We start from the raw sequence: 13138 nt of genomic DNA, 5'->3' as shown, positions 1-13138 counted from the left end.
ACCCCGCCGTTCCTTTCCTGGGAATGGCGGGGGGACCATTGCAGCCATGAGGGGGTGGTTCGGCACCAGCGCTTTTAGCGCGCGGTGCCGGCCATCCGCTCCCTCGCGCCGCGCGTATAGACGAGATTGATGCTGGTGAACGTCACTGCCTCGGTCCCGTCGTCCAGTACGACGGCATAGCGCGTCATCGCCGTGCCGCGATCGGTGCGGCTTTTTGAGGGTTCCAGGTTGACGATCTCGCTGGTCACATGGATCGTATCGCCGGCACGGATCGCCCGCTTGAGGCGCAGTTCGTCCCAGCCCACGCCGCAGACCCAGTCGATGTCCCAGTTGATCTCGTGGTCCATCTGGCGCCACAGGGCGAGAACGTGAATGCCGCTCGCCACCACCTCGCCGAAGACTGACTGTGCGGCGCTTTCGGGATCGGTGTGGAACCACTGCGGATCGTACTTGCGCGCAAATTCCAGCATCTCTTCCTGCGATACCGTTCGCGCGGACGAGCGGCGGAATTCGCCCAGTTCCAGGTCTTCGAAAGTGCGATGCGGCGCGCGCGGCACGAAGGCTTCGCTCACAGTTTGCCTTTCCGTTCTTCTTCAAGCATCCGCGCCAGCCCCTGCTGGCTGACCGTAGCAACGAGCTTGCCGTCACGGCGGAACACGTTGCCGCGGCCCAGCGCCATGGCATCGCTCGCCGCCGGGCTGTCCATCGCGTAGAGCAGCCATTCGTCCACGCGAAATTCGTCATGGAACCATACCGCGTGGTCCAGACTGCTCGATTGCAGGAAGTCGTTCGCCCAGCCGATTCCCAATGGACCCAGCGCGGTATGAAAAATGTGCAGGTCCGAAGCATAGGTGAGCAGGCGCTGATGCACGTCCAGGGGCCCGTCGACCATGCCGACGGCGCGAAACCAGAAGTTGCGGCTAGCGGGGCGGACCTCGCGCTCGTCGAAGGGGAAGAATTCCAGCGGGCGCCAATCGATCTGCTGGCGGCGGCGCCAGAACGGGCGGTGCCGCTCGGGCAGACGGTCGCCATAGGCGGCGACCAGGTCTGCAAGACTGGTCAGGCTCTCGGGTGGCGGCACGTCCGGCATCGCCAAGCCGTGCCGGGCTGACGGTTCGGGCGTCTTGAACGAGGCCATCATGTTGAGGATCGGCGCGCCGTCCTGCGTCATGCGCACCATGCGGTTGGCGAACGTGCGACCATCACTTTCGCGGCTGACTGCGAAATCCACTGGCCGGTCAGTAAGGCCCGGTTGCAGGAAATAGGCGTGCAGGCTGTGCGCGACCTTATCGGCCGGCACCGTCAGCCGCGCGGCGGCCAGGCACTGCGAGGCCACCATGCCGCCGTAAAGGCGCAGCAGCCCACTTGGCACGGGCTGAACCCGGTAGCGGTCGGGAGCGATTTCCTCGAATTCATAGCCGAGGCGGCGCTCGACTTCAGGGTCGTCGGGGTACGGGTTCGATTCAGGCAAGGCGTGCATCCATCGCATCAGCCTAGCAGGCCACGCACTGCTTCTCGAACGCAAAAGCGCTGTCGGGATCGACGATTTGCAACAATTCCACCATGTTACCGTCGCAGTCGCGGCCATACGTGGCGCGCGTTGCCGCCGATCCGCCGGGCGGGCAGTTGAATTCCATGCCCAGCGCGCTCAACCGCTCGTATTCGGCGAAAACATCGTCGCAGTAGAGGCATAGATGGGTGATGCCCCGGTCGCACATGCGCGGGTGGACGGTCTGGGGATCGTTGCTGGCATATTCGAACACTTCGATATGCAGGTTGCCCAGCCGGATCATGGCATACCGCGCGGCGCTGCCGTTCAGGCCGACCATGGTGTCTATCCGCTCGTTGCCGGCCTGCCAGCCGCCTTCCTTGCCGGCGCTTTCGAAGCCGAACCAGCGCTGGTAGTGATCGACGAAACGGTCGAGATCAGGCGTCGAGATCGCTACGTGGTGAACGCCCCGGATCATGCTGCTGCCGCCTGCCGAGCGGCTTTGACAGCGCTCACGATCTCGGCATTCGTGGGGTTGCGGCGCAGGGTCAGCCCGCCGTTCACCTGCAAGACCTGCCCGCTCATGAAGCAGGCGTCGCTGGCCAGCCAGGACACGGCCTCAGCGATTTCCTCGCTGGTGCCCACCCGTCCTAGCGGATATTCCTTGGCGAAGGTGTCCATGATCGCGGTGTTCTTCGATGCTTTTTCGGTCATCGGGGTGACGGTGAAGCCGGGCGCGACCGAATTGGCGCGGATGCCCCGGTGGCCGAATTCGTTGGCGACGCAGCGGATCACGTGGTCGGCGCCGGCCTTGGTGCCCATGTAGGCGGCGTGGTCCTCAAGCATGATCGAGGCTGTGGCGGAGGAGATCTGGATCAGCGATCCGCCGTCGCGCATCACCCGCAGCATCGCCTGGTAAAACAGGATCGCGCCGGTGAATTGCAGCGCCGTCATCTGCTCGATCTCGGCCTTGGTGGTTTCGAGGAAGGGTTTCAGCAGCCCCCAGCCGGTGGCATTGACCGCGATATCCACGCCGCCGTAAGCGCCGCGTACCGTCTCGCCCAGCCGCGCCAGGTCCGCCTCGCTGGTGAGGTCGCAGCCGGTGACGGCCAGGCCGCCCAGTTCGGCTGCGAGCCGTTCCAGCTCATCAGCCTTGCGTCCGGCGACGATCACCGTTGCGCCATCTGCGGCCAGCCTGCGGGCGATCACTTGCGCCATGTTGTCCCGGTTGGCCGCGCCGACGACGACGGCGACCTTTCCTGCCAGGTCCGCCATATCTCCACTCTCCCGTGTCTTGCTTTTTGTCGGTCAGTCCTGCTGGACCCAGTCGCCCAGCACCTGTTCGACGCGGGCCTTTTCCGGCACGATGTTGAGGCCAATGCGGCGGTCCAGTTCCTCGTGCCAGTGGTAGATGCGCCGTTCCTGATAGTTCAGCGGCATTCCCTTGAAGCCGGGGCTTTCCAGCGATTCCTGGATTTGCGGAGCATATTGCAGGTCCTCGTAAAGGATGCGCTCCCAGTTGCTGAGCCGGGTCTCCCACAAGGGATGCGGGTTTTCGGCATCGTGATCGGGCGCGATCCAGGTCGAGACGACGCGGGTGCGCTTGGGGCCGATCGGCCAGAACTGGAGCAGAGGTACCCCGCTGGGTGCGGGCGGCATCACGAAGTTCGGATAGATCTGGTAGCTGACATTGTTCTTGGCCGGGAAATCAGTGATCGAGGGGATTACCGGCATTCCCACCGTGCCCGGATCGACCCAGTCGGGACGGCGGTTGGGCGTCGCCATGCGGCTGTGGCCGTTCGGCCAGAGGGTGACGATCATGGAACGGTGATCGAGGAAGCGGTCCACCGTGTTCACGTGGATCGACTTGATGTGATAAACCTCGAGAAACGCGTCGAGCAGGATCTTGACGTTGCAGTCCACCTCGTAGCTGCGGCTGTCGACTAGGCGCAGGTTTTCCAGATCATACTGCTCCAGCTGCGCCGCCATCGGGCCGATGTGCTCCATCAGCGGCTGCGCTTCCGAGTCTTGGTTGACGAAGATCAGCGAGCCGAGAAGTTCGCAGCGCACTTCCTTTAGCGAACGGCACGAGAAGTCGAGATCCACGAAATCGCGCTTGTCGCGCACGGCGGTGAGCTTGCCTTCCAGCGTGTAGCTCCAGCCGTGATAGCCACAAACAAAGCCGCGGCCTTCGCCCGAATCTTCGGCCACCAGGGGCGCGCCGCGGTGCTGGCAGGTGTTGAAAAACGCTTTTACCTCGCCCTTCAGCGTGCGTGTGACGATGATCGGCGCGCCGGGATTGCGGGTGAGGAACCAAGTGCCGGGGCGGGGAATCTGGTCGACATGGCCGGCATAGAGCCAGGCTTTGTCCCACATCATCTCCTTTTCCAGCGCCAGGAATTCCTTGTCGGTATAGCGGCTGCCGGGAATGTCGGGGAACTTGGGAAAGCCTTCGGGCGGCCCTTTGCGATCGCGCTCATAATCCATGCGCGCGAAATCGTTTTCGGGTTTCTGATCCGCAACCAGATCGAGCATCGGCCTTCTCTCCCTTGTGGCCCGCACTATGTCGCGCCGGACCAGTCTGCGACGGGATCAAAAACATACAAGAATGTTTGATTCTGTCGAAGTGATGCTTGCGATCCTAAGCCCCTCGCGATAAAACAGTCAACAGTGATTGTAATTTTTCACCTTTCGCTGGCGGGCGTTTCAGCCTTGCACGAACCTGGCATCTCGCTTTTGCGCGAAGGCGGCTATCCCTTCGCGGCTGTCGGCGCTGTCCAGCGTTGCCTTGCCCCAGGCGTTGCCCACCGCCAGCGCCTGGCCGATCTCCATGCTGCAGGAGAGTTCGTACAACTCGCGCCCGTTGCGGATCGCCTGCCAGCTATGGCCCAGCATCATTTGCGTCACTGCCATGGCGCGTTCCAGCAACTGATCGGCGGGCAGCACTTCGGTCACCACGCCCAGTTCGTAAAGCCTGCGGGCGGGGAGCAGTTCGCCGGTCATTATCATCGCCAACGCGGCGGCGCGGGGGACCTGCGCCGCCAGCCGCTGGATGCCGCCAGCAAAGGCGAACAGCCCGCGTTTGACTTCGCTCAGCCCCATCAGTGCTTGGTCGGCGGCGAAGACCATGTCGCAGGCCAGCATGATCTCGAATCCGCCCGCCACTGCCGTGCCGTTGATCGCGGCGATCAGCGGTTTGGTGCGCCTGCGCTCGGTGATGCCGCCAAAGCCCCGTCCGGGGATCAGGCCGTGGCCGGCGCCGATACGTTCCGCCTCTTTGAGGTCCATGCCGGAACAGAACGCCTTGTCGCCTGCGCCGGTCAGGATCATCGCACCAACACCCGGATCTGCCTCTGCCGCTGTGATCGCCGCGTCGAGCGCACGCGATGTCGCCGCATCGAGGGCGTTGCGTGCGGCTACGCGGTCGATAGTCAGCAGGCAGACGGGGCCGCGGTGCTCCACGATAAGGCCGGTCATCGCGATGATCTCCCAAGTTGCCGCGATTATCGCGCGCCTGCCCGGAGCAGAGAGCGAATCGCAGGGCTATTTTGAACGAACAGATAAAACGAGGAGAGGGTGAATTGAAAGAGTTTGCAAATCTCCACCACCATGGATTGATCGTCCCGAATATCCGTCAGTCGATGGATGGTATTGGCCGCGAACTGAATATCGACTGGGCGCCGGTTCGCCGGTTCGATCCACTTCGAGTTTGGCTACCGGATACCGGATGGTCAGAGGCCCATCTTACTGTGACTTATTCTCGTCAGGGGCCAATTCATTTCGAACTTATCGAAATGGTGCCGGGCGGTGCTTATGAGGCACTACTGGCGGTTTCGCGTGCCCATGTCGGTGCCTGGGTTCAGGACGTTGGCGCCGAGGTGGAGGCCCTGCTGGCGCAAGGCTGGCGTGTGATCGCCGCCGGCGCTTCGCCCAAGCATCGCTACGGCCAGATGGCATACATGGCGCGGGGCGATGGCCCGGTGCTGGAACTGGTGGGTGAGCCGATCCGACCGTTGATCGAGGAATGGATCGCCTCGGCCGAATGATAATCTCACTGCTTGATGAGTTACGCTTATTTATATAGCCTTGGGTTCGCAAGAGACTCGGGCGGTTTTGAAAGACCGCCCCGGCAATGCGCCTTTCGCTGAACGCGTCTACAAGTAAGATATACTGATATAGTGGGCCTACTCGCGCAAGCGGGCCGCTTCACGGATAAATGGGAGAGCGGCTTGCCCCGCAAATTGAAAGTCATCGTGGCCACCAAGGGCCATGCCTTTTGCCGCGATGCGTTCGAGGGGCAGTTGCGGGCGATCGGCGTTGAACCCGCGATGGTCGATCAACTCGCTGCCGCCATGGCTAAAAGCGCATGAGCGGCGTGGCAGTGGCCGAACTACCGCGCGCGGCGCAGACTGCGCCCATCCCCGGACAGGACGACGCGCCGAGCGCTGGCGCGTGGTATTTGATCTTCGTCCTGACGCTGGCCTATACCGTCAGCTTCGTCGACCGGCAGGTGCTGAACCTGCTGATCGGGCCGCTAAAGGCCGACTTCGGGCTGTCGGACACGCGGCTCAGTCTGTTGCAGGGGTTGGCGTTCACTTTCGCCTATATTCTTTTCAGCCCTATCTTCGGGCGGATGGCAGATACCGGTAATCGTAAGGTGATCCTGCTCGGCGGCATCGGCCTGTGGAGCCTTGGTACCAGTCTATGCGGCCTCGCGCGCAGCTATTGGCAGTTGTTCATTGCGCGGATGGGCGTGGGCGGGGCGGAAGCGTGCCTGACCCCGGCGGCGTGGTCGATCATCGTCGACAGCTTTCCGACCCGGCTGATCCCGCGTGCCTTCAGCATCTTCCTGATGGGCCCCTATATCGGTGGCGGGCTGGCGCTGATTTTCGGCGGCTTGCTGCTGGAGGCGGCGCAGGGCTGGGATCTTAGCGCGGTGCCTTACCTTGGCGCGCTGAAGCCGTGGCAGGTGGTGTTCATGGTGGCGGGCCTGCCAGGTTTCGTGATCGCCCTGATGATGCTGCGTATCCGTGAGCCTTCGCGCAAGCTGGCGCTGACGGAGACCAAGCCGGAACGCATGGCCATAGCGCAAGTATGGCAAGTGTTCGTCGACCGGCGTGATTTTTACGGCAATTTCTATGCCGGAATGGCGTCGCTGGTGATCGTGCTTTACGCCTTCCCGGCGTGGATGCCGGCGATGCTGATGCGCCGTTTCGGCGCCAGCGCAGCTACCGTGGGCGTGCAGTACGGTGTGGCAGTGCTGGTGACCGGCTCGCTGGGCGTACTGTGCGGCCCGGTGATCGCAAGCTGGCTGGAGCGTCGCGGGCGGGTGGATGCCCTGATGCGTGTGCCGATGGCGGCGGCGGCGCTGCTGATACCCGTCTCGATCGCGCTAGCCTTCGCGCAGTCCTATGCTTTCGCGATGATCGTCGCGACTTTGGCGAGCTTTGCCTACAGCCTGCCGATGGCGCTGGCGTCCTCGGCGCTGCAACTGGCGACACCTAACCGGATGCGCGGGATTTCGGCTTCGATCTACGTCTTCGTGGCCAGTGTCATGGGGCTGGGCGCTGCGCCGACGATCGTGGCGCTGCTGACCGATCATGTCTTTGGCGACGAGCGTAGCGTGGGGCTGTCGCTCTCGCTGACATGCGCAGTGGCAGCGGCGATTTCGGCGTTCTTCCTGTCCCGTGCGCTGCGGGGGTACAGGCGCATTCTGGACGATGCGGCGGGCTGATGTCCCGCATTTCGTTGTTGCGGGTCCATTGAGGAGCCCGGCACTGCGGCACCCGGGCTTGCTTATCCCGGCGCCTTTTATCGGGCCTCGCTTGCCAGGATTTTCAGGGCCGCAATCAGGCGATCGATGTCCGTTTCAGAGGTGAAGATGGCAGGCGTCACGCGCACACAGGCGCCGCTGGCTATGCCTTCACGGTGCACGGTGAAAATGCCGAACCTGTCGAGCAGCGTCGCTGCAAGAGCCATATTGTCTTTGACAGAGGTGCGCCCGCGCAGCCGGAACGAGGTGAGGGCGCAGGTCAGCCGGGGATCCGAGGGGGTGAGGATTTCCAATCCAGGGTGGCCGCGCAGCGTTTCAGCCCAGCGGTCGCGCAGATGGCGCAGGCGCGCTTCCTTTGCGGGGGTGCCGATCGTCTCGTGGAATGCCAGCGCATCGTCCAGCCCGAGGTATCCGGCATAGCTGGGCGTGCCGGTGTGGACGCGGCTGGAGGTCCCATGGTCGGCATTGCTGACTTCGCTCATGTTCGGATCGATGGCATCGAGGCGGCCTCGGCGGATATGGACCAGGCCCACACCCATCGGCGCGCCGATCCACTTCTGGCAGGTGAGGCCGGTGAAGTCGGAGCCGATCTCGTCCAGCTTGAAATCAAGCTGGCCCCAGGCGTGGGCTGAATCCAGTATCACGTCGACCCCGCGCGACCGGGCGAGGGCGATGATCTCCTTCACCGGCATGACCAGCCCGGTGCGATGGCCAACATGGGTAAGCAGGATCAGCCGCACCTTGGGATGCGCGTCCAATGCGGCGGCGTAAGTGTCGATCAGGGACTGATGAGTGGCTGGTTCCGGCACCGCGATGGTGGCGAGGTCGGCCCCGCGCCGTTGCTTCAGCCAGCGGAAGGCGGCCTGCGTACTGTCGTAATCGAGATCGCTGTATAACACCTGATCGCCGGGTCGCAGGCGGTTGTAGCCTGCGATCAGCGTCTGCAGCGCCTCGGTCGCGCCGCGTGTGAAGGCGATTTCTTCTGGTGCAACCCCGAGCAGGGCGGCGGCGCGGGCGCGTACGGGCATGAGGTCTCCCCACAGGCCGCGGCGAGCATAGAAGGAGTTGGCGGAGTTCACCTTGTGCAGGTGGCGCTGGTAGGCCTGTTCGACCGGCCGGGCCATCGAGCCCCAGTTGCCGTTTTCAAGCTGGACAACGTCAGGGGTGACGTCGAACTGAGCGGCAACTTTGGCCCAGTACGCATTGTCATCCGCCCGGATATCCGCCCGCGCCAGGGGGGCTGCGGCGCGGGCGGAAGCCGGCAGGAAGGTGCCGGCGATGCCGGCGGTCATGGCGCCAGCCATCAGGGCGCGGCGGTCGAGGGCGGACGTCATGACCTTGGGTCTTTCAATCGGGGTTTTTAGAACGAGGCGTCGACGCGGACGTAGTAGTTGCCGCCGCTGGTGTCGTAAGGCGCGTTGCGCGAGTACACCAGGCCGCGACTGGCCTGGAAGGTCGCCTCGTCGGGGTACTTGTTGAACACGTTCTCGGCGCCCACCCGAAGCGACAGGCCGGGGCGCATCTGATAAGTCACGCCCGCGTCGAAGAAGGCCATCGACCCGAAGCGCTGGAAGATGTCGCCGCTCGCGTTGCCGCTTGAGTCCGTCCAGGGGCCGTAATAGCGCATGCGCGCCATCAGCGAGACCGGGCCGAGCGTATAGTTGATCGTGGCGACCGCGTTGTGTTCCGGCAGGCCCTGTTCGTACTTGGTGCGGGTGGTGTCGCTCTGGGCGATCTGGCTGGAGGTCACCTTCGTCTGCGTGTAGCTGTATGAACCCGTCGCATCGAGCGTGCCCGGGCCTACCGGGTGCTTGTAGGACACCACGAAGTCGACGCCGCGCGTGCGGGTGTCGTAGTCGTTGGTGAAGAAGGTGATCGTGCGATAATCCGCCGCCTGGCTGATGCCCTGGGCGATGAGGTTGGCCTTGATCGCGTCCGTCAGGACATAGCTGGGCGAAGTGCTGAAACGGTCGTCCACCTTGATCTGATAGGCATCGACCGAACCCGAAAGGCCGAAGCCGGTGCGCCACACGAAGCCGGCGGTCGCCGTCTTCGAGGTTTCCGGTTTCAGAGCAGTCGCACCGAAATACTGGGCGACGGCGTTGAGCGGCGAGAGGCGGCCCGTCGTGTAGAGCAGCAGCGTCGTCGTATCCAGGCCCTGCGAGGTGCTCGTCGAATTGAGCTGCGCGGGCGTGGGCGCCTTGAATCCGGTCGAATACGAACCGCGCACGGCAAGGGCGGGGGTCAGCTCGTAACGGGTGGAGAACTTGTAGTTGAAGTTGTTGCCGAAGCTCGAATAGTGCTCGTCGCGGATCGCGCCTTCGATGCTCCAGGCGTCGGTGACAGGGACGGTGACGTCGAGGTAGCCGGCATAGCTGGTCTGGCTCCACGAGCCGGCCTGCAGGTCGCTGAAGCCCGGGAACCCGTTGGACCCGGCGGCAAGGCCGTAATTGGCACCGGGACCGACCGCGTAGGAAGCCTCGTCACCCTGACGGATCTTGTACGTCTCGACCCGGCGTTCGGCGCCGAAGGCGATCGTCACCGGCTTGGCGAAGGCGGGTACGTCGAGGGTGTAGACGCCGTCGGCGTTGAGGTTAAATTCACGCTGGATATTGCGGCCCAGGTAGAAATCCAGCGGGCTGTCCGGTCCCAGCGAGGCATTGATCGAATTGTTCAGATAGAAGGCGCTGGCGTTCTGGCCGAGCGAGGCGCTCAGGTCCCACGCGAAGTTGCCGGACTTGCCCCCGCGAATGCCGGTGGATGCCTGGAAATCCGTGTAGCGCACGCCCTCGCTGGGCGAAAAGCCTGCGGGGTAGATATCGTTGACATTGAAACCCGGAAAAGCGGCGGTCTGGTTATATACCGAAGTGGTGGTCGACGGATTGCGCCAGTTGATGTCCGACCAGCCCTTGCCTTTGCCGAAGGTGCCGAAACCATAAACTTCGATGTCGTCGCCGATAGGCTGGGCGGCGTCGAGCGCGAACTTCAGGGTCTTCAGCTCAGGGTTGCCCCAGCGCTGCACCGGGTCGGTGACTTCGATGCCGGTCGCGTTTTCAAAAGCGATGGCGTCGGCGCGCTGGCGGCTGCGCGAAGTGGCGCTGGCATCGGCATACTCGCCGGTCAGGACGACATGCCCGCCGCCCGGCAGCGCGAACCCGGCGCGGCCGCCGACCTGGAACTGTTCGCCGTCGCCGCGGTAGTATTGCGAACCTTGCGCATAAGCGGAAAAGCCCGGCTTGGTGTCGAGGATGACGTTGATGACGCCCGCAATCGCGTCCGAACCGTATTGCGCCGAGGCGCCGTCACGCAGGACCTCGACGTGGCCGATGGCGAACGAGGGGATCTGCGCAAGGTCGGTCGCCTGCGCGCTGCCGTTGAGGAACGAGGAACGGTGGAAGCGCTTGCCGTTGACCATCACCAGCGTCATGTCGGGCGAGAGGTTGTTGAGCGAGGCGGGGCGGATGAATTCCGGGCCGTCCGAGGCAGGCAGCTTCTGGACGATGAAGGCCGGAACCAACTGCGTCAGCTTTTCATCGAGGCGCGCAGTGACGGTGGATTTCACCTGCTGCTCGGAAAGCGTGTCGACCGGCGAAAGCGCGGTGAAGACGGTCTGTGCCTGGGCACGGGTGCCGGTGACGATGATGTCGTTGCCGGCCTCGTCGGTCGGGGCGGCGCTGCGGGCGCCGCGCGGTTCGCTTTCGTCCTGCTGGTCCTTGAAGCCTAGCACGACGGTGCGGCCGTTGTCCTTTTTGATGGAAAGCCCGGTCCCCGAAATCAGCCGCGAAAGCGCTTCCTGGCGTGACATCCGCCCATTCAGGGCAGGCGCGCGCAGGGCGGTTATGCCGGCGGTGGGATAAAAGATCTGCACCGAAGCCTGACGCGCAAACTGCGTCAGGGCGCTCGACAGCGGCTGGGCGGGAATGGCGAAGCTGTGGCCCGTAGCGGCGGGAGCGGCCATCGCGGCCGGGGCGATAAAGGCCGGCGCGATGCAGGCAGCGGACGTGGCAAGCAGCACCGCGAAACGCGGCGTACCGGAAAACCGAACGGACATGTGAGGTTAGACCCTTTAGGAAAACTTTATGAGCGGCACCGATCCTTGCGCCTCTGCTCCACCAGACGATCCGGGAATTCGAAACCGCCAAATGTTTTCGAAAAAATTTTGGAAGGCGTGAATTCGCGCTCCTGGCAGCAGCGATCAATCCTCAGCGGGTCAGCACGTAGCCGCCGTTGCTGCGTGTTGCGCGCAGGCCCAGCCCCAGTTCCAGCGCCGAAAGAAAGTCCGCCGGGTCGGTCGATGTGAAGCGTCCGCCTACCGGGATGCCGGTAAGGTCGGGGTCGGCGATGACGATCTTGTCGGCGAGATAACGGTTATATTCGCGCACGGCGGTTTGCAGCGGTTCGTTGTCGAACACGATTTCGCCCTGCTGCCAGGCGATGGTCGCGGCGAGGCGCTGCGGGCTGGCCTTGCGCACCGAAGGAGCGACGGCGGAAAGCAGCAGTCCCTCGCTGGGAGAAGCGATGGCGACGGGGGTGGGTGCCGGCTGTCCGGTAATCACGGCAGGCGTGGAAATGGGGGCGGCGGAAGCCTTGCCGGACAGTACCGTCACGTCCATCGCCGTACCTTCAAGGCGAACATTGAACCGCCCCTGCGACAGCGAGGCCATCCGATCGAGGCCATGGATGCGGGCCGGAATGCCGGGCACCAGTTCCAGCCCCACTTCGCCGCGCACGATCCACAGCGACCGCTCGTCGTCCGAGAAGCGCCATTGCATCTCGCTGTCGGTATTGAGCATGGCGCGGCTGCCGTCGGGCAGGATCAGGCGCTTGCATTCGCCTACGCCTGAATGGCTGCTATCCCAGGCATAAGCGCGCGACGTGAAGGCGCCGGCGGTCAACAGGCCGGCCATGCCCATCCCGCCGATGGCCGCGGCTGCGCGCCTCCGCGTGAAGCGGGATTGAAAAGGAAGGGGGATATCGGCGTCAGCCTTCGATTGCGCTTCGCGCCATACGGCCAGCGCGCGAGCGAAAGCGATCGCGTGCTCGGGCGAGGCCCCGCGCCATGCGTGGAAGCGTTCTTCGTCGATGGTGCCGGAATCGTGACGCGCCAGCCATGTCGCGGCCTCGCGTGCGATTCTGCGCTTGCGGCGCTGTTTGTCGTTGAAGATGCTCATTTTTTAGACATGTCGGATACGAAGGGCTAGAATAACAGACGAACGGCGGAGATAAATCCGCCAAGCCCTGAGAAATCTTTTTACCTGCCGCCACTCCGGCGCGCGATTTCAGCCTCCGTATCGGGTGAGAGCAGGGCATCTTCGTCCCCTTGCCAACTGCGCGAAAGCAGTTCGATCGCGCGGGCTAGGCGTTTTTCATAAGTCGACTGGCTGATGCCGAGATCGCGCGCGATCTCCTGCGAGGATTCGCCCTGGATGCGCCGCCTGACGAACACGGTGCGGCACCGCTCGGGCAATCGTGCGATCAGATCGGATACGCGCCGCAGCCGTTCGCGTCCGGCAGCGATGCGGTGCTGGTCGGGAGCGTCGTCTGCAAGTGTCAGGTGATCCGTATCGGCAAACTGGCGGAAGTCGACGATCCGGCGGCGGCGCAGGCGCTCGATCGCGATGTGGCGCAGCATTCGCACGACATAGGCGCGCGGGTCCTCGATTGCCGCCCAACCTTCCAGTTCGAAAAGGCGAGCGAAGGCTTCCTGCACCAGTTCCTCGGCCTCGTCACGCGACCCCGAGATGCGCAGCGCGGCAGCGTGGAAACGCTGTTCATGCGGAAAGATATGGTCCGCAAACCAGATGTCGATGGGACGAACGATAGACACGGGCAATGAAAAGCAACCTGAGCAAGCCTGCGGAGCCCCTATTGCCTTT

At 63.7% G+C, this 13138-nt stretch carries 13 protein-coding genes; 3 read left to right on the top strand and 10 right to left on the bottom strand.

Features of this window, described 5'->3' with window-relative positions:
* Positions 1 to 74: 74 nt before the first annotated feature.
* The 6 genes from TQ38_RS17200 to TQ38_RS17175 form a co-directional block, all read right to left on the bottom strand.
* A complete protein-coding gene (locus TQ38_RS17200) occupies positions 75 to 572 on the bottom strand; it encodes a MaoC/PaaZ C-terminal domain-containing protein (protein WP_043974901.1) in 498 nt (165 codons plus the stop codon).
* The gene (locus tag TQ38_RS17195) at positions 569 to 1480 is read right to left on the bottom strand and encodes an acyl-CoA thioesterase II (RefSeq protein ID WP_052505684.1); all 912 of its coding nucleotides are present in this window, start codon (positions 1478 to 1480) and stop codon (positions 569 to 571) included. Before TQ38_RS17195 ends, TQ38_RS17200 begins: the two co-directional genes overlap by 4 nt.
* Positions 1481 to 1493: 13 nt before the next feature.
* The gene (locus TQ38_RS17190) at positions 1494 to 1967 is read right to left on the bottom strand and encodes a VOC family protein (RefSeq protein ID WP_043974898.1); all 474 of its coding nucleotides are present in this window, start codon (positions 1965 to 1967) and stop codon (positions 1494 to 1496) included.
* Positions 1964 to 2764: an SDR family oxidoreductase gene (locus TQ38_RS17185; RefSeq protein ID WP_043974896.1), complete on the bottom strand. Its 801-nt coding sequence runs from the start codon at positions 2762 to 2764 to the stop codon at positions 1964 to 1966. The genes TQ38_RS17190 and TQ38_RS17185 overlap by 4 nt, the downstream gene beginning before the upstream one ends.
* Before the next feature lie 33 nt (positions 2765 to 2797).
* The gene (locus TQ38_RS17180; protein WP_043974894.1) at positions 2798 to 4024 is read right to left on the bottom strand and encodes an aromatic ring-hydroxylating dioxygenase subunit alpha; all 1227 of its coding nucleotides are present in this window, start codon (positions 4022 to 4024) and stop codon (positions 2798 to 2800) included.
* Positions 4025 to 4195: 171 nt separating this feature from the next.
* Positions 4196 to 4966 carry an enoyl-CoA hydratase/isomerase family protein gene (locus tag TQ38_RS17175; protein WP_043974890.1) on the bottom strand — a complete coding sequence of 257 codons (771 nt, stop codon included), beginning with the start codon at positions 4964 to 4966 and terminating at the stop codon, positions 4196 to 4198.
* 71 nt (positions 4967 to 5037) lie between these two features.
* On the opposite strand from TQ38_RS17175, the gene TQ38_RS17170 reads away from it, so the two are divergent.
* The 3 genes from TQ38_RS17170 to TQ38_RS17165 all read left to right on the top strand — a co-directional run bounded on the left by TQ38_RS17170 (position 5038) and on the right by TQ38_RS17165 (position 7223).
* Positions 5038 to 5535 carry a VOC family protein gene (locus tag TQ38_RS17170; protein ID WP_240198116.1) on the top strand — a complete coding sequence of 166 codons (498 nt, stop codon included), beginning with the start codon at positions 5038 to 5040 and terminating at the stop codon, positions 5533 to 5535.
* A gap of 132 nt (positions 5536 to 5667) precedes the next feature.
* Positions 5668 to 5859, top strand: a complete 192-nt coding sequence (locus TQ38_RS30020; protein WP_162792276.1) for a hypothetical protein — start codon at positions 5668 to 5670, stop codon at positions 5857 to 5859.
* Positions 5856 to 7223, top strand: coding sequence for an MFS transporter (locus TQ38_RS17165; protein ID WP_052505671.1), 1368 nt, complete (start codon positions 5856 to 5858; stop codon positions 7221 to 7223). Before TQ38_RS30020 ends, TQ38_RS17165 begins: the two co-directional genes overlap by 4 nt.
* A gap of 77 nt (positions 7224 to 7300) precedes the next feature.
* Here TQ38_RS17165 and TQ38_RS17160 read toward each other — a convergent pair whose 3' ends face one another.
* From TQ38_RS17160 to TQ38_RS17145, 4 genes are all read right to left on the bottom strand, one after another.
* Positions 7301 to 8596 (bottom strand): aminotransferase class V-fold PLP-dependent enzyme, encoded by a 1296-nt coding sequence (locus tag TQ38_RS17160; RefSeq protein WP_043974887.1) that lies wholly within the window; start codon positions 8594 to 8596, stop codon positions 7301 to 7303.
* Positions 8597 to 8622: 26 nt separating this feature from the next.
* Positions 8623 to 11313, bottom strand: coding sequence for a TonB-dependent receptor (locus TQ38_RS17155; RefSeq protein WP_082057652.1), 2691 nt, complete (start codon positions 11311 to 11313; stop codon positions 8623 to 8625).
* A 151-nt stretch (positions 11314 to 11464) separates the two neighbouring features.
* Entirely contained in the window at positions 11465 to 12433 is a 969-nt protein-coding gene (locus TQ38_RS17150; protein ID WP_043974884.1) for a FecR domain-containing protein, read from the bottom strand.
* Positions 12434 to 12513: 80 nt separating this feature from the next.
* Positions 12514 to 13089 (bottom strand): RNA polymerase sigma factor, encoded by a 576-nt coding sequence (locus tag TQ38_RS17145; RefSeq protein WP_043975168.1) that lies wholly within the window; start codon positions 13087 to 13089, stop codon positions 12514 to 12516.
* Between the last annotated feature and the right edge of the window lie 49 nt (positions 13090 to 13138).

The organism is Novosphingobium sp. P6W (assembly GCF_000876675.2).
In the GTDB taxonomy this organism is placed as follows: domain Bacteria; phylum Pseudomonadota; class Alphaproteobacteria; order Sphingomonadales; family Sphingomonadaceae; genus Novosphingobium.
The sequence above is the reverse complement of the archived record's forward strand: the minus strand, read 5'-3'. Positions and strand labels throughout refer to the sequence as shown.

What these genes read in the sequence shown, in the direction of transcription:
- TQ38_RS17195 (WP_052505684.1), bottom strand. Translation starts at nt 1,480, where the DNA reads ATGCACGCCTTGCCTGAATCGAACCCGTACCCCGACGACCCTGAAGTC.
- TQ38_RS17190 (WP_043974898.1), bottom strand. Translation starts at nt 1,967, where the DNA reads ATGATCCGGGGCGTTCACCACGTAGCGATCTCGACGCCTGATCTCGAC.
- TQ38_RS17185 (WP_043974896.1), bottom strand. Translation starts at nt 2,764, where the DNA reads ATGGCGGACCTGGCAGGAAAGGTCGCCGTCGTCGTCGGCGCGGCCAAC.
- TQ38_RS17180 (WP_043974894.1), bottom strand. Translation starts at nt 4,024, where the DNA reads ATGCTCGATCTGGTTGCGGATCAGAAACCCGAAAACGATTTCGCGCGC.
- TQ38_RS17175 (WP_043974890.1), bottom strand. Translation starts at nt 4,966, where the DNA reads ATGACCGGCCTTATCGTGGAGCACCGCGGCCCCGTCTGCCTGCTGACT.
- TQ38_RS17165 (WP_052505671.1), top strand. Translation starts at nt 5,856, where the DNA reads ATGAGCGGCGTGGCAGTGGCCGAACTACCGCGCGCGGCGCAGACTGCG.
- TQ38_RS17160 (WP_043974887.1), bottom strand. Translation starts at nt 8,596, where the DNA reads ATGACGTCCGCCCTCGACCGCCGCGCCCTGATGGCTGGCGCCATGACC.
- TQ38_RS17155 (WP_082057652.1), bottom strand. Translation starts at nt 11,313, where the DNA reads ATGTCCGTTCGGTTTTCCGGTACGCCGCGTTTCGCGGTGCTGCTTGCC.
- TQ38_RS17150 (WP_043974884.1), bottom strand. Translation starts at nt 12,433, where the DNA reads ATGAGCATCTTCAACGACAAACAGCGCCGCAAGCGCAGAATCGCACGC.